This window comes from Fischerella thermalis PCC 7521, assembly GCF_000317225.1.
GTDB classification, from domain to species: domain Bacteria; phylum Cyanobacteriota; class Cyanobacteriia; order Cyanobacteriales; family Nostocaceae; genus Fischerella; species Fischerella thermalis.
Genome location: NZ_AJLL01000059.1, coordinates 12,915 through 28,588, shown reverse-complemented (window position 1 = coordinate 28,588; position 15,674 = coordinate 12,915). Strand labels below are relative to the sequence as shown.

The following is a 15,674-nucleotide window of genomic DNA, read 5'->3' as shown; positions in this document are numbered from 1 at the left end:
GTCACCACTCAAGCTATTGGTGAGGAAGGAGGTGATACAGTCACCACTCAAGCTATTGGTGAGGAAGGAGGTGATACGGTCACCACCAAAGCTATTGGTGAGGAAGGAGGTGATACGGTCACCACTTTAGCTTTTGGGGAAGAAGGGGGTTTCTAGAACAGAGTACATGATTTAGTGAGCGTTTTACGCTCACTACGAACTAAAACTATTTAATACGACCACTATGAATATTTTAATTTTGGGTAATTCTTCAGATGCTCATGCTGTGCATATGAAGAATGTTTTGACACAGGCGGGAGTAACTGTAGATTATTTAGATACTCGGATGTTTCCCAGTCAACTAAAAATATCTTGGGAACCAAATTCTGTTTTCAGTTCTCTCAAGTTATCTCCAGAACATCAATTAGATTTTCAAGATATTCACAGTGTTTATTGGCGTAGCTTGGGTAGCGTTGGTATTCCTTCTCTAGAAGATTCCCATCAACAGAGCATCGCCTTCAATGATTCTATGAGTGTGCTGCGAACATTATTCAAAGCATGTCCAGCGCGTTGGGTGAACTCTTGGGAAGCGTATCAATTTCATAAGGAAAAACCCCTACAACTCCGCCAAGTTCATCTTTTAGGTGTCAAAATTCCCCAAACCCTGATTACCAATGATCCACAAGAAGTAATCAGGTTTGCTAAATCTTACGAAAAAGCCATTTTCAAGCCCGTATACGGTGGCGCTCACACTCAAACTTTAGCTGAATCTCTGTTAGAACCGAAGCGACTAAATTTAGCTTTGAGTGTTGCTCCTGTTACCTTACAAGAGTATATCCCTGGAACTAACGTTCGCAGTTATGTAATTGGTGATTCTGTTTATGCAGCGGAGATTCGCAGTCATGATTTAGACTTTCGCACAGATATAGAAGCGGAATTAATTCCGGTGGAATTGCCAAAACAAATTCAACAGCAGTGTAAAGACATTGCCAAAGCATTATATCTAGAATGGACAGCGATCGATTGGCGGCGAAATCCTGCGGGTGAGTATGTTTTTTTAGAAGCCAATCCTAGTCCGATGTTTCTCCATTTTGAAAGACAGACAGGTTTTCCAATTACTGAGAAGTTAGTAGAGTTGTTAATGGTGAGATCGTAGTCAATGACTTTGATGCGATCGCCCGGCTTCTACAATAATACGAACTCTGGCATGTATGTACCTATTCACCTACGCGGTGGAGCAGTTCATGTAACTTGACAAAGCCAAGATCCGCTTTCAATACGCTCGGCGATCGGGTGTTTTGTTGTTGCTTCAGGCTTAGTATCAAGATGCCATCCTTGCCAAATTTGAGCAGCGAGTTCGGAAAATTCAGCCCGCACTTGAAACCAAGTAGGATTATCTTCTCTACCCCATAGACTACATAGCAAATCTAAAACTTTCTCGGAGGTGTTGTTACTCATCGGATTCAGTTTGTTTTTGTTTGATTCAGTTAAGTAGTGATCTTCTGACTTGAAGACCCTGCTAAGTCCCTCCTTAGTGCTGAAGTTACCAAGCTTCTTTGAGCATCTCGAAATATTGAAGAGTGCATCACAAATCCGACGATTCAAGCCCAAATATACAGCTCCCTTAAGTGCCTCTAAAAAATACTCTAAAGCTTTGGTAGCGTCATCTTGAATAAAGAGCAAATATTCTCCATCAAGCAAATAAATTTCTGAAAGGACAGCTTGGCAAAAATTTTGACTATGACCAGCTGTTAAATCAGTTTTAGCAAGTTTATCAGCCAACTTGGATGCCTGTCTTGGCAAATTCCCATCTCCAAGTCTGACCCAGGCTCGTCCTGTAAAAGCTAGCCATCGAGACGCTCGCTGAGCTAAACCAATACGTAATGCGTAGTGGGCTGCTCGGAGAAAATATTCTGCGGCTTTAGTGAGTGTACTTTTATCATCACTAAGGTAAAACTCTATCCGCGCCACATTGCCATAAATTTCAGACAAGGCTAAATAAACATCCCAACCGGGATCTTCGTAGCAAGATCCTGGTTTAATTGCACCTCTAATTTTACTGTCCCATGCTTCCAATCCCAGCCACTTGCTCCTTTTGCTCTGGGAAAATAAATCTGGATCATGCCCACAGGAAAGCTTATACAAGTAGACTTCTGACTGAATTAGAGCGAGTATGGGAACAAGCTCTTGTTTTACTTTCTGATCTTCCTCAAGGACTTGGTTAATTTCTTCAATGATCAGTTGTGCGTTACTAATGTTACCTTGAAAATTTGACAGTCTTAGCTCTAAGCGTCTTGCGAGAAAATAGCAGCGATAGAAGTTGAGTCGATACGAAAAATAAATATTCTCCTTGGGAATTTTCTTCAATTCATCCCTGGCTGTATCAGCGATTTTCTTAATTTCAGCAGGCTGACACTCCTGATCAAGAAACTGAAATTTTTGAAAAGCTCTCCTTGCTCTAGTTAATCGTTTCCTCAACTCAGAGAGAGCTTTGCATGCTGAACCGTAGATTTCTATATCGAGTTTCCCACTTTTGTTCTGATCTATCAACCATTGCTTGGCAGCGTAAATAATCGCTTGCAGCATAGTGATAATTGAGTCTCGATCTACCCAAATTCCTTGATACTGTTGCTTATTTCCGAGAATTACCGTTGTTTCAACTAGGGAATCAATTGTGCTGTCTAGGGTTTTTGTTGATGTGCTGACGTTAGCTATATCCTCTGTTAAACCCATGTGTAGGCTACAAGCACCAATAGCATTCTCTACGATTGTGTTGCCAGAAGTATACATCCATTCAATTGGCTCTGAGGATTTACCATCATGACTAAAACTACAAGTCACTATCGCCATAATCACTGGAGTGAGCGAATCAAGGGATTTTGCCTGTAGTTGCATTGTTGAGCATAAACCTGGAGTATTCAGATCACACTCTGCCTGATGAGCTATCTGTACGAATCGATGGTATAAATCGCTATATTCTTCTTCTGCATTGATATATCGAGATAAAGTTTGGAATTCTAGCTTTTGAACTCTAATCCGCAGGTTAGCCACATCTTTAGGCATTTGCTCCTTGATGATAATACTCAAAAAAAGCGCGATCGCCTCTTGTCGGGTAAACTTTGTCTTTCCTCCGGCTTTGAGTTTTTTCCAGGTTCGCTGTAGCTTGTCAATTACTTCCAGCCTCAGTTTTAAGCCCAAAGTTGGGTAAGATGTGCGTAACTCCTCAATCAAATGCCCTAGAGAATCATCATTTCCATACTCAGAATACTCAACAGAAGACTTTTTACTTGCAATGGCTATTTTGTTAGTTGCGATCGCCAAGAACTCTTGAGTTGTGGATAGTAAATCTTCAAAATCCAAAAACTCAAGCAATGCAACTACTTGAGCAACTTGAAAAAACCTTTCTGAAGTCACGCGAATAATTTTGGTTTTTTCTGGTAAAAAGCCGGCTGACTCCAGTAACTCGTCCACTCCAATATCTTTCAATAACCTTCGTAGTTCCTTGGAATTTGGTTCGACTTGTTCTGTTATTTTTTCAACCTCTGTTTTTGATTTCCTCTTAGATGCCTTACCATTTTGTAGACTTTCGCATAGTCTGATCAAACCTTCACGGTCAACTGGCAACCGTTGCTTCTTGTCCTTATTCAAAAAATTAATCACAACTGGTCGGCTAACACCCATCCCCTCTGAGAGTTCCACCTGCGTTGCTCCCAATTTATTTTGGAAGAAGTGGAGCATCTCCCTTAGTGCTTCTTGATCTCCAATACTTTCTTTACTCATATTCTTGAACTCTATAAATTCATTTATCTGTAAACTATATTTACATTAAAATATCTAAATCTAGATTTTTTGTATTCAAATATACTTAATTTTGCAATAATATTCTTTTTAAATTAACAAGTATATAATTTTTACATTTTTAGGCGAAAACAGGAGATTTTGTAACTTAGGATACAAAATATTTGTTGATTATAAATTTATTATTTACTTGTATACAAGCTTAACAGTAATTTCAAAGATTATGCTTCCCACAGCAGTAGAGGAAATCCTCTATTACTGCAAACAAAGGATAGCTAGATTTCAGAAATTTAAGGATACTGGACTTATAGAAATCCGATGTTGCCCACATAGAGGTCAGTACAAAGTCGAGTGCCGCTGCGGAGAGTTGGAATATTTCCCAATTACGCCACAAGACCTGGCTGTTTGGAATCCACCTCCGCTACCCAAACAATGGGAAAAGCTGGAAACCTTGGAACATGTTTTGGTCACACTCAATAGCGCACTATTTGAGACTTTTTGTCAATGGCAAGGCTATGCGACTATTATAATTTTCTATCGCGCATATGACGATCGATACGGATTCCAGTTTATACCATCAGTGATTTACGGAATTAAGCCTTGTTAACTAGAGGTGATGACATCAAGCTCCACCTTATGAATTTTTGGACTGAATCTTGCTTGGTGTAAGAGTGGTTCCGAATAATCCAAATAAATTGTTGCTGACAGCTCATCGCTGAGAATAACCACGACAATAGCAGTATAAGGAAAACGGTTGTGACTTACCCTACAGAACTCGAAATCAAGATGTATGAAATCTATGATGCAAGCTACCAAGTTTTCCTGGAAAACTGGCAGGTAAATCGTCAGGTAGCCCTCGATTTCATGCAACAATACCTAAAACCGCAGCCCCCACAAGTAGCAGTGTTTAGTCACAATAGCTACTTTTTTTGTCGCTACCATTGCTGACAGAGCGATCGCGTGGTTAGAACCAGGACAAAAGGCAGAATTAATTTCTGCATCTCGACAAAGAAATAGAAATGCCCTCAGTCATCTGGTGTCTTCTATTTTGAGAAATGAGCGTCGCAGAGATTAGTAAAGATTCATTAACTTAGATCTTGCACCTACTTTTTCGTCCGCCAAGAAATAAATTTCAAAGGCTCAAAGCTCAAGCAAGCTAAAGCTTACTGGATATACATTTGAGTCCATTTTAACGGACTTGGGCTATGAGGGTTGAATTTCAGTTCAAGGCGTACTCAGGGCGAGGTGCAACTCAGTTGAGTTAACAAAGTTTCAATGCAGACTCTCTACGTTTCCCAACAGAACTGCTATGTCGCCTTGCAACAAGAAAAACTGATAATCAAGCAAGGCGAGACTATATATGCACAAGTACAATTTTATCCTTTATCACGGCATACTTTAGCACAAGTGGAAACTTGGGGAATTGGATCACCTGTGATTGAACCACCCAGTTCTGTGATTATATGAGAGCAAGTACCGAAGTTCAGCCCAAGTTCTGCAAATGCCTATTTTTGTGTTGTGAACTTCGGTTCTTTATGGGATAAGGGTTTTAGCCTTTTTGGTTGGAGGAATTGAGATGTTTTTGTCTATAAATTTTCTGAACTTCGGAAATCAGCTCTGGAAATCTTACTGGGTAACGGTTTAAAATGGGACTCTCCCCACTCGCTGGGGAAACTAATTGAATGGAAACCGTAAAAATAAAAGCGTTGTGCTGCAAACACAACGCTTTTGAAAATATGATTATGGCTTGTTAATTTTGCGACTGCTGATTGATTCGCTTCCGCAATTCAGCTTCAAACTCTTCATCTGTAGTACAAAGTACACCTGGACGTTCATTTAATCTGTCCATATATTTGTGAAATGCTTCTGTGTCCTGTGGATGAGTCCTGACATAACTCAGAAGTTCAGTGTCAGACATTCCATCAAAATTGATTTGGCTCACTTAATAAATACCTCCCCGTTTGGAAAGATTTCTACTTCAATTGTGTCTCCAATCAACATGAAAATTCGCTTAGTACGTTCATCCATCCGAACTATATTGATTGGTTGCATCATATTACTTGCTGCTATGCATCTGCGATACAGCGCTCGTAACTGCTCTGGCGTTGGCTCCATCTTATTTTTTATTTTCAGCTTTTGTTTGCCTTGTGGTTGACACCTGTAGATGACCTTGAGCTATTACTGTCGCTTTGTTTTACCCTAGACAAGTCACACTATATCGTTTACAGTATCTCCCCACTTGCTGGGGAACTAGTTGAAATGTCAAGAGATAAGAAAATATTCTTGACTATTTTCCCATAGAACCTAAAAGCCTTACCAGTCAACAATCTGAAGCATTTTGCATATATTGTTCCGAATATTTACAGATATTCGACAAAACTGGATAACAATTAATACACTCTAATCTGGAGGCTAAAAAAGGAAAATTAGTTGTGTCAGAAGAATATTGGCGAGCGAAAATATGGGGTTTACTGCATGATCCTGTGTTAAAAGCATTGCATAGTAATAGTGGACGTGGAAAAAACAGCTTCTGGCAAGAACTAGAGGTAATGAAACCTTGGGTTGAGAAAGGCTGGAATCCAGAAGAATCATCTGGTAAAGCACTCAAGCATATCAAGCTAGCTGACTACATTGCCTCAGCAAGCGACAGAGGGGCGATTGGTAGTGTGAGCGCGAGTATCAATTATGGTCAGGGAAATAACTCAGAACAAGGGTTAGAAATATTTCACCTATTATCCGGGGCAAAACGTAATTTTAAAATTAAGCAGCATTCACAAATGCTAGCGGCAAACCGTAAAAATTACTTAGAATTTAAAGAACAAAAATTACTGGAAGCAATCCCCGCAGAAGTGAGGACAGATCTTAAAGGTGTGTTTTGGTGGCTGTGGCGTTGTTTACCAGCCGCAACGTGTCAGGAATTTGATGATGAATCTTTGATGCTGATGCCGGCTGAAACCCGCTTACCAGATAGTTCTATTTGGAGTCACGCCAGTATTACGGCTGCTTTGGCTGGTGCTTTAGCTGGTTATGACCTAACAATGGCAGAAATTGAACATTGGCCGGCTAACAAAACTTTATCTCATCCCTATTTAGCCAGTTTCACATTTACACCCGTACAAGAACTAATTAAAGCCAGTCGCAAAATGCGGGATTTTTGGGCAGGTTCTTGGCTGCTGCACTATCTTTCAGCCAAAGTTTGTTGGGAAGTTTCCAAAAAATACGGCCCTGACTGCTTTCTTTATCCCAGTCTTTACCAACAGCCATTAATTGATCATTGGTTATTACAAGAATTTTCTAAGTTTGACCAATGGATTAAGCAACCTGATACTAATCAATTATTAACGGCTGGTTTTCCTAACGTGTTGGTATTAGTGCTACCAAAAGATAAAGTAAAAGCTGCCATGCAAATGGCTAAACAAACACTTTTAGAAGAATGGGCACGAATTAGTGATTTGGTTTTTGAAGAACTGCAAATGCAACGTCATTGGATGCCAAATTTAGCAGCAGATAGCAAAACTTGGCAAGGTTGGTTAGAGTCACAATGGCAGTTTTATTGGACAGCTTTACCCATAGGTAAAGAGGATAAAAGTTTAAAAAATGCGGCGATTCCTAAAGAAAGAGAAACCGAATTTTTAGAATGGCAAAATGCTCAAAATCAAGCTTATATAACTAATCAAAAAAACAATCTATTTCAAGATGAGGAAATAGATTTTCTGCGGGAAGCATATCAACAGCGTTGGGAAAACCAAAAACGAAAATTTAGCGTCAATGTGGGTTCTTGGTGGGCAGCAATTTTTGATGCAAATCGATATGCTTTAGCAGCAGTCAAAAATGCTCGTAATTGGGAATTATCGACGGCTTTCGGCCCTCGTTCTACAATTTCTGGGATTGGCCCGGTGGTACATCCCGGTGGTGATTGGATAACTGAAAGGGAAACGAAAAAATATTGGCAACATCATGCAGGTTTATTTGATGGTAGAGAACAATTAAATGCTACTGAAACGGTGAAACGGGTTTTAGAAAAAGTTTTAGATAAGTTATTGGATATTAAAAATGAAGATGCCATAGCAGCTTCTTATCCAGATTTAACCGCAGGTGTGGCAGGATATCTCAAGGTTCATGAAAAGGATATTAACCATGAATTGCGATTTGAGGACGCTTGTCAAGCAATTATCGCTAAAAACCCTTGGGCTAAGGGTGTGATCCAAGAAATGAAAAACAAATGGGGTATTCCTTGGATAGATAAGGAGAATTTACCCCAAAGGTTTCATCCGCGTTTACTCAATGCTGGTTGGTTAGTAGAAGATGCTGAAACGCCAGAATTAGCAAAATTACAAGAAAACTTAAAAACAGCAAACGAACAGAATCAAGAAGTAATCCGCCGAGAAATTTCGGCTCTGAAAAAAACTTACCGCCAAGATATTCAAAAGATTATTGATAGGTTTTACCCCGGTAATAATCCTGCTGACTGGTATGTGTTAGCTGCGGGTGATGGCGATAGTATGAGTGAATGGTTGCAGGGGAAAAAATTAGAAAAATATGGAGATTATATTCCCTCGCAATTATCAGTCAACCTTGATAGCTTCCAGAAATTTTTAGAAGTCAAAAAACGCATGGGGCCATCAACACATAACGCCCTCAGTCGGGCTTTGTTAGATTTTTCTAATCAATTAGTACCTTATTTAACTCAACAGCGTTATGCTGGACGCTTGATTTATGCAGGTGGTGATGATGTGTTAGCTTACACCAATCTCTGGGAATGGGATAACTGGCTATGGGATATTCGCCAATGTTTTCGGGGAGATAAAGATTAGCACGGGAATGGTCTTTTTGGGCAGTGCCTATTTTAGGGGAAGCAGAACAAGAATGAAACACCAATCGAAAGTAAAAAGAAGCAATTCACCCGCAGATATATGGCGGGAGTTTGTAGAAGCAGAAATTAAAGTTAAATCCAAGTTGGGTAAGATTTTAGAGAAATCTGTATATGGTGGATATGAAAAGTCGACTTTGACAATTTATTTTGCTGAAGATGAGTTGCGTAAAGCTGCCCAGGGGAACAGAGATTCTATTCAGAAGAAGCTGAAAGAACAATATCAATTATTTTGCGATCGCATCAATTTTATTGCTGGAGCTGTACCTGCTACTGCTAGCACTATTCAGACAATTAACTCCACTCCCCTGCAACATTCTTATAGAACCCACAATCCTTTGCAAGCTCTTTATTGGGTTGAACCTAATCTTCCTTATGAAAGAGACGAAACCCAAAGAACCAAAATTCTCAAGGATGCAGTAGAAGCAGAGCAAGGTTGCAATAAAATTTATACTAAACTTTATCAACGCACCCTTCAGTTAGCTAACGGCGAGGAAAATACAATTAAGGTTGCCTTTAACTGGCGGCTTAGAGTAGGGGGAACTCGTGGATTCCGGGAATTGCTACTACCAGTATTACATCCTGTTTTTGGTATTCCTTATATTCCAGCATCTACATTAAAAGGTGCGGCAAAAGCTTGGGCTAAAAAACATCAGCCTTCAGAGCGAATTAATGAATTATTAGGAATACTTGATGGTAAGCTTGCCAAAGCTGCCAAGATTGAATTTTTAGATGCTTTTCCTATCAAACCTTGTTTGAGCTTAGATGTAGCTACCCCTCAATGGACATGGCAAAATAACAAAGTGATGTACCAACCAGTACCTCACCCACTTTTAAGTTTAGAACAACCTCAATTTTTAATTGGGTTACGTCCTACTAGCAAGGAAGTAGCTGATGAGACTAACAAGGATCTTCAAGATGTGAAAACATGGCTTGAAAATGCCCTCAAAAGCGGGATTGGCTCTCGTGTGAGTAGTGGTTATGGACACGCTTTAGGTGCAATACCCAATTCCAATACTCGCAAATTTTATGATTTTACATTGTGGACTCAAGGGATGTATGGTAGTAATCCCCCTTCGAGAGAAAACCGATATCAAGGCACTCCAGAATTCCGTCCTTCTGCTGTAAGGGGTATCTTGCGCTATTGGTTTCGTGCTGTAGCTTTCGGATTGTATGATACGGCTACTTGCCAGAATTTAGAAGAGAAATTATTTGGCAAGTTAGGTCAACAGGGAAAACTTTCTGTTAGCACCAAAATTAACTCATCTAATCAACAAAATCCTTATGTTTATACAGGTAAAATTTATTTAGAATCTCCAGATATCCATTGTTTGAACTTAGCTGAAAAATTGCTATTTCTAGCTTCTCATCTAGGTGGTGTAGGGAGGGGTTCTCGCCGCACTCTACATTTATTAAATGGTCGGATGAGAGGTTGTCATTGGGAGTTAATTAGTAAAGAATTACCATTAGTATATGATAGTGAAAAATGGCGAAAGTTCTTCACGGAATTAAACCAGGCTTTCAAAGCAGTACAAGCACCTCTTGGTTCTTATGCAGTTAGTCCAGGTAGACCAAAGGCCCGACAACAGGATGTATTAGATAAAAATGCTCAGGTTTGGTTGTTAAAGTCACCGTCACAAATTCATCCCCATAAAGTAAAAAATTGGCAAACAGAAGGTGATTCTTCTAATGTTCGTGGTACTGCTCTAGACTTACTTTATAGTGATATTCGCTTTAAAGGTCAAAGCCAAGGGCAAGGAAATCCTAATGTAGGAGGTGCTTTAGAAACTCCTTCCTTTGTCTGGATTAAATCTATATTTGCTGATAGTAATTGTACTTATCAAGTCGTGACTATATTTGGCACTGACCATCCAGAACGCCAAGCATTTGCTATAGAGTTAAAAAACCAGGGAGCGATTTTAGTATTCGGATAAATGTCATCTGATACATCTATTCAACTTCCCCGCACTAGGAGATAAATTCATTAATTTCGAGAAATGCGATCGCACTCCTAGCCAATACTACTGTCAAATTTACTCATTAACCTAATATCTCTATGAAAGCCGTTTTAATTGCAACAATTGGTACTAGAGATTTAATGTTTCAAATTTCCTCTGGTACTTGGTATAACATCGGCGATGATCGAATGCAAAATGGAGAGATCATTGGCGAACAAGCAGAGGTTATTTCTGACCTACAGCTGCATAATATCACTTTTCGAGATTTAACTAAATATTTACTAGATAAAATTACAATTTACCAAGAGCGAATTAAGCCAGTCATCATTGGTAAGCTACTGAGTGAGAAAGCCGCAGATATAGAGACAGTCTATTTAATTGCGACTGACCAAAAATTAAAAGTGCGAGAACGACAGAAGGACACGCTATACGCAGCAGAGTTGATTAAAGCATGGATTGTTAATCAATTTACTCATATTAATGTTGAAATTATCACCCTCGGTCAAGATGGAACTAATCCTTCTAATTTTGAGCAGATGTTTTATTGGTGGCGGCGAACTTGGAGAGAGAAAATTACTATTCAAGTAGATCAACCTATCTGGCTTTGTCTCAAAGGGGGAGTAGGTCAAGCTTCGGAAGCGTCAAGGATTTCTGGTTTGAGCTTTTATGGCGATCGCATTCAATTTTTTGAGTTTCAGCAAAATACTCCAGCAAATCAAGCTGGCATTCCCTCAGATTATAGTGGTCCTTTTTTGGGATTCAGCAAGGAAGAAGCGAAACTATTTTTCCCATCGCTTAGGAGGTTTAGCAGAAAAGGAAGTATTCAGGGCTTGGGGTGAAGATGTCACAAACTCAGAGCAATGGCAGAAACGAATACTTAATTGCTTGAATTTAGTTACAGGGAAGTCTTTTAGAAATTTAGCTCAAGCTAGCGTTTTTGCTACAATTCATGACCAAGTTTTGCAAGCAATTACTAAACATGAAATATAAAGGTTTAAACAGTAAAAAATAGCAGGGTTCATTACGCTGTCGTTTCCATGCACTTTGCCACCACTGCGCCAGACTTAGACAAACTGTTGGTGCGATCGCTTTACAAATGGGCTTTAAAAGTTCTGCAAGAGACAAGTTAACAATCAACCATGCCAGCATACCATTACCCCTGCCGTATCTGGATACTAAAATGTCCATCTTCTACCATTTTGGATTTGGGATTTTAGATCTTGGAGTGTAAAACTTTGGTTGTGACATGTAATATCCATCCTAAATACTCAAAACATCTTCGTAAATATCTGCCATTGTCAAGCTTAAGCCAACAGAATCTAAACTTAATTCATTCTCTTTGCCTAAAATTTCCAGTAACCAATGTCCTTGAGAATCTTTACGATAAACTTCTACTTTTATATCATCTTGGGAAACTAATACATATTCCCGTAAACTTTCTAATTCTTGGTAATTAACAAGTTTTTCTCGCTTGTCCGTGACTTCTGTACTTGGTGATAGCACTTCTATAATTAGGCAAGGATAATTTAAAAAATAGCGGTCTTGATCTTGGGAATTGCAAGAAACAACCACATCAGGATAATAAAATATATTGTTATTTTGATTCGCTAATTCTATCCTGACTTTCATATCAGCCATAAACACACTACAGGAACCACCCCGCAAATGTGAACGTAGGCGTGAGTAGATATTCCCAGCTATGAGATTATGTTCCTTGCTACCGCCAGACATAGCAAAGATTTGACCACCAAGATACTCATGGCGAACCTCACTATATTGTTCTAATTGCAGGTATTCATCAATAGTTAGGTAGGTTAATGGTAAAGACATGGTTTTAGTAAAAAATTTAGAATCTGGCGGTGTCATAGACGGAAAGCCGTAAAGCACCCTACTAGCTAACAGGAATTGTAGACTATCTTCCTTGACTTGCTTCTACAGTGTAACAGAGCGTGAATCAGCGATCGCATAATCTCCAAATCAGTGCTAGCATCGGCATTGGCTGGTGACAAACGACGCTCGTAACCCAACCACTCTTGAGAACCAGCATGTGCGATCGCTGCTGCTAGCTTAGTGCCACCAAAATCAAGTGCTAAAATTAAGCTCACGTTTTTTTGTTTGTTGTTTGTTGGTAGTTGATTGTTCCAAACAACAATCAACAATCAACTATTAACTATTTATATCAAGTACACCATCAATAAATCTTTGTAATCGTTCATAATGTGAGCCTTTCCAATATATTTGAGCGCAGTTCTGACAGCGATGAAATTCATCAGTGTACAACACCACAGTATCTGGTAACTGATCAATAACAGCTTGCTTATCCACAGATTGTAAGACCCCATTGCAACGCAGACATCGTTTAAAAGGCGATGCTAATTCAAACAAATTAAAACGTCGTAATACTTCAACAATTTGTTTTTGTGGGTCAGTATTCCTGACATAATAACCATAAGTAACTGCACCTCGCATCAAAAGACCTTTGTCGCGTGTTAACAGAATGCGGTTTTGAGAGCTAGAGATTGCTGCTAATTCGGGGTCATCATAATCATTTTGGTATAACGTATCAAAGCCTAATAGTCGCAAAGATGATGCCAATTTGCCAAGATGAATATCCAACACAAAGCGGATGACATTTAGCGGCTTTGGTCGTACCCGTCTCAAAATAGGAGTTTCTGCTACTGTGGAAACAGGATAGACATTGATCGTGTCTCCATCTTGAACAATGTAAGAAAAATCAACCGATTCTCCGTTCACTTCAATACAATCAACTTCAGGATGGGGAACACCCAAAGCTTCTATCATGTCCTTGATGGATGCTCTTTCTCCAAAAAAATGCTCTATTCTCACTTGCCTTTTGTCAGGTGGCAGAAAATCATTCAATTCTGCGTAAAATTGGAAGGTTGCCCTAGCCATAGCAACAAATCATTTTATTTTTCTATGTACACCATAGTAACTTCTATGGACAAAAACAGGCGATCGCCCCAGAGACTAAATCATCTCATTGCTAGAATATCGCTACTTTCATGGCAATTAACACAATTTATCTGAAATCCTACTAAAAAACAGTTGATTTTTATTTATGTCCATCTGGTTGCTTATGTATTGATAATTTTTATCTTTTAGATTAGGATGTGCAAGCATAAATGATATTAGCCTCTTGTACCCTTAAACCCATGTTAATCTTGATTTAACAAGACTTTAGCACTATGTAAAACATAGACAAAGCCATATGTATTAAAAAATACTTGCAACGTAAGATTAACATAAGTTAAATTCAAGGCAGATGCTTGTTTGTACATATAAATCAAGTTATTAACAGGAGGTGGAGAAGCATCACACATTGATTGAATCAGACTAAAGTGTTGAGTAAAAATACTTCTTGTGGCTGTGTTTTAATCAATAAGTAATTGTTAATATTTTTAGTAGTCTTAAAATATATGAGTTCAAGTTAAAAACATTAACTTTGGCTCTGTTTTTTTGTGCTTTTTATTTTTTGGAATTTTTGTTGATAATAATTTGCAATATGAAACAATTTGAATATATATTTGAATTAGATATTGGGGAAATTTTCTTAACCAATAACTTCCCAGGTAAATCAGTAATTGTATTTACTAAGCAAGTGAATCAATGTACCCATAATTTTTTGAACATTGATGAGATCAAAGTACAAACATCAAGAAAAGCTTGATGACAGTACTCATTACATAAAGCCAACAAATATAAATTTGGCTACTTTTATTGCCAAAACAAAATTAATAAAGTCTGCTTTTCAGCACTAAGCAATTTTACAATCTCTGTTTGCAACAAAGGAGGATTTTTTTCAAAAATGTTGATGCCTTTTATGAAAAAAATATTTACAGCACAGACCTTAGCGATAATTAATGTTATAAAGTGGCTACCATGATTCGGCTGTAAGATAGCAATTATTCCTGTTTTCTCTTGTTTGCTAATTAGGACATAATTTTTTGATTAATTAAATTAGCAAGCAGTTTTCCAGAGATATTGTATCTAAAAACACTATCTCTTTTGGTAATATGATTTGTTCCCTAATTACACCCATCATTACGCTTCAATGAACACTTTCTTTTGTTCCGATAATTCCCGTGCCGCAGGAGAAGATATTATTGGCAGTGTTGGCAATCACCAAACTTATGTATTAATTGAGTGTCCAACTCCTTGGGCAGCAGAAGCCTTTCATTCTCGCTGGGTTCCAGAAAATTTACGGACTGTGGTAGAAGAAGTCCAACGTGCAAAATTACCAATTAAATTTTTATTAATTGCTAATAATTTATCGCATAAATCAGACAGTACAACCCTTTTGATTTATCAACAACAAGAAGGGCTAACTTATGGTTTCTCTAAGCGAGAGTACAAATTAGAAAATATCCAGCAAGCAGCAGCAGTAATTAAGAAATATTTATGGAGTAGAAACTCTGGAGGTTATGAATTAGATACAAATTCAACACGAGATATTCTCATATGTACCCACGGTAGTCACGATAAATGCTGCTCTCGATACGGTAATCCTTTTCACTTTCATGCTACAAATATTGTTGCTGATTTGAAGTTAGATAATGTACGGATTTGGAAATCTAGCCATTTTGGTGGACATCGGTTTGCACCAACTTGCATAGACTTTCCAGACGGGAGATATTACGGTAATCTCAATCAAGATTTATTTAAGTCGATTGTGACTCGTACTGGCGATATTCAATCTTTGGAAAAAGCTTATCGGGGCTGGGGAATCTTGCCAAGTTCGATCCAAGTTGTGGAAAGAGAATTGATGTTGCGTTATGGATGGGATTGGTTTAACTATAAAGTAGTAGGCAGAATGATCGAACAAAGTGCGGATAAAAAGACAATTCGGGCTGAGTTAATTTTTGAAAAACCTGATGGTTCACAATATAATTATCAGGCTAGGTTGGTAAAAGACGAAACAAAAACAGTGGAACTGAAAAGTTCTTGCAATGCTAAACAAGAATCAGTATTTGTCAAGTATGCTGTTGCTAGCCTCTGGTTGACTTCTACAAAATTTGTCACAGTAACAGCGTAAGATGTTGCGCACTACA

At 38.5% G+C, this 15,674-nt stretch carries 13 protein-coding genes and 1 pseudogene; 7 read left to right on the top strand and 7 right to left on the bottom strand.

All coding sequences use genetic code 11. The annotated features are described in order from the left end of the window. Nucleotides 1-223 precede the first annotated feature (223 nt). Nucleotides 224-1,135, top strand: a complete 912-nt coding sequence (locus tag UYK_RS0112475) for an MvdC/MvdD family ATP grasp protein (protein WP_009458906.1) — start codon at nt 224-226, stop codon at nt 1,133-1,135. A gap of 86 nt (nt 1,136-1,221) precedes the next feature. Here UYK_RS0112475 and UYK_RS0112470 read toward each other — a convergent pair whose 3' ends face one another. After that, nucleotides 1,222-3,759 carry a hypothetical protein gene (locus UYK_RS0112470; protein WP_016871490.1) on the bottom strand — a complete coding sequence of 846 codons (2,538 nt, stop codon included), beginning with the start codon at nt 3,757-3,759 and terminating at the stop codon, nt 1,222-1,224. A 774-nt stretch (nt 3,760-4,533) separates the two neighbouring features. On the opposite strand from UYK_RS0112470, the gene UYK_RS0112460 reads away from it, so the two are divergent. Together UYK_RS0112460 and UYK_RS27260 are read left to right on the top strand one after the other, a co-directional pair. Beyond that, on the top strand, nt 4,534-4,725 hold the full coding sequence (locus UYK_RS0112460) for a hypothetical protein (RefSeq protein ID WP_016871489.1): 192 nt from the start codon (nt 4,534-4,536) through the stop codon (nt 4,723-4,725). 327 nt (nt 4,726-5,052) lie between these two features. Continuing rightward, nucleotides 5,053-5,244 carry a hypothetical protein gene (locus tag UYK_RS27260; RefSeq protein WP_016871488.1) on the top strand — a complete coding sequence of 64 codons (192 nt, stop codon included), beginning with the start codon at nt 5,053-5,055 and terminating at the stop codon, nt 5,242-5,244. A 283-nt stretch (nt 5,245-5,527) separates the two neighbouring features. Here UYK_RS27260 and UYK_RS0112450 read toward each other — a convergent pair whose 3' ends face one another. Together UYK_RS0112450 and UYK_RS26750 are read right to left on the bottom strand one after the other, a co-directional pair. Continuing rightward, nucleotides 5,528-5,719, bottom strand: coding sequence for a DUF6887 family protein (locus UYK_RS0112450; RefSeq protein WP_009458928.1), 192 nt, complete (start codon nt 5,717-5,719; stop codon nt 5,528-5,530). After that, a complete protein-coding gene (locus UYK_RS26750; protein WP_009458930.1) occupies nt 5,716-5,892 on the bottom strand; it encodes a DUF6888 family protein in 177 nt (58 codons plus the stop codon). The genes UYK_RS0112450 and UYK_RS26750 overlap by 4 nt, the downstream gene beginning before the upstream one ends. Before the next feature lie 317 nt (nt 5,893-6,209). Here UYK_RS26750 and cas10 point away from each other — a divergent pair, with 317 nt between their 5' ends. The 3 genes from cas10 to UYK_RS0112430 all read left to right on the top strand — a co-directional run bounded on the left by cas10 (nt 6,210) and on the right by UYK_RS0112430 (nt 11,444). Beyond that, a complete protein-coding gene (gene cas10 / locus UYK_RS0112440; RefSeq protein ID WP_016871487.1) occupies nt 6,210-8,591 on the top strand; it encodes a type III-B CRISPR-associated protein Cas10/Cmr2 in 2,382 nt (793 codons plus the stop codon). Between the two features lie 52 nt (nt 8,592-8,643). Next, on the top strand, nt 8,644-10,581 hold the full coding sequence (locus UYK_RS0112435; RefSeq protein ID WP_009458933.1) for an RAMP superfamily CRISPR-associated protein: 1,938 nt from the start codon (nt 8,644-8,646) through the stop codon (nt 10,579-10,581). A gap of 122 nt (nt 10,582-10,703) precedes the next feature. Beyond that, nucleotides 10,704-11,444: a hypothetical protein gene (locus UYK_RS0112430; RefSeq protein ID WP_016871486.1), complete on the top strand. Its 741-nt coding sequence runs from the start codon at nt 10,704-10,706 to the stop codon at nt 11,442-11,444. 79 nt (nt 11,445-11,523) lie between these two features. Here UYK_RS0112430 and UYK_RS0112425 read toward each other — a convergent pair whose 3' ends face one another. The 4 genes and pseudogenes from UYK_RS0112425 to UYK_RS0112410 form a co-directional block, all read right to left on the bottom strand. Further along, a complete protein-coding gene (locus tag UYK_RS0112425) occupies nt 11,524-11,793 on the bottom strand; it encodes a hypothetical protein (protein WP_009458937.1) in 270 nt (89 codons plus the stop codon). Nucleotides 11,794-11,865: 72 nt separating this feature from the next. Further along, nucleotides 11,866-12,435, bottom strand: coding sequence for a Uma2 family endonuclease (locus tag UYK_RS0112420; RefSeq protein ID WP_026086450.1), 570 nt, complete (start codon nt 12,433-12,435; stop codon nt 11,866-11,868). Nucleotides 12,436-12,545: 110 nt separating this feature from the next. Then, nucleotides 12,546-12,710, bottom strand: a pseudogene (locus UYK_RS0112415) (ROK family protein); the annotation flags it as partial. 61 nt (nt 12,711-12,771) lie between these two features. Beyond that, nucleotides 12,772-13,518 (bottom strand): Mut7-C RNAse domain-containing protein, encoded by a 747-nt coding sequence (locus UYK_RS0112410; protein ID WP_009458941.1) that lies wholly within the window; start codon nt 13,516-13,518, stop codon nt 12,772-12,774. Nucleotides 13,519-14,677: 1,159 nt separating this feature from the next. Here UYK_RS0112410 and UYK_RS0112395 point away from each other — a divergent pair. Then, nucleotides 14,678-15,658 (top strand): sucrase ferredoxin, encoded by a 981-nt coding sequence (locus tag UYK_RS0112395; protein ID WP_009458944.1) that lies wholly within the window; start codon nt 14,678-14,680, stop codon nt 15,656-15,658. The last annotated feature ends 16 nt before the right edge of the window (nt 15,659-15,674 follow it).

Bases quoted from the DNA above. Each gene is read 5' to 3' on its own strand.
- UYK_RS0112475 (WP_009458906.1), top strand. From the start codon at position 224: ATGAATATTTTAATTTTGGGTAATTCTTCAGATGCTCATGCTGTGCAT.
- UYK_RS0112470 (WP_016871490.1), bottom strand. From the start codon at position 3,759: ATGAGTAAAGAAAGTATTGGAGATCAAGAAGCACTAAGGGAGATGCTC.
- UYK_RS27260 (WP_016871488.1), top strand. From the start codon at position 5,053: ATGCAGACTCTCTACGTTTCCCAACAGAACTGCTATGTCGCCTTGCAA.
- UYK_RS26750 (WP_009458930.1), bottom strand. From the start codon at position 5,892: ATGGAGCCAACGCCAGAGCAGTTACGAGCGCTGTATCGCAGATGCATA.
- UYK_RS0112435 (WP_009458933.1), top strand. From the start codon at position 8,644: ATGAAACACCAATCGAAAGTAAAAAGAAGCAATTCACCCGCAGATATA.
- UYK_RS0112430 (WP_016871486.1), top strand. From the start codon at position 10,704: ATGAAAGCCGTTTTAATTGCAACAATTGGTACTAGAGATTTAATGTTT.
- UYK_RS0112425 (WP_009458937.1), bottom strand. From the start codon at position 11,793: ATGGACATTTTAGTATCCAGATACGGCAGGGGTAATGGTATGCTGGCA.
- UYK_RS0112420 (WP_026086450.1), bottom strand. From the start codon at position 12,435: ATGTCTTTACCATTAACCTACCTAACTATTGATGAATACCTGCAATTA.
- UYK_RS0112410 (WP_009458941.1), bottom strand. From the start codon at position 13,518: ATGGCTAGGGCAACCTTCCAATTTTACGCAGAATTGAATGATTTTCTG.
- UYK_RS0112395 (WP_009458944.1), top strand. From the start codon at position 14,678: ATGAACACTTTCTTTTGTTCCGATAATTCCCGTGCCGCAGGAGAAGAT.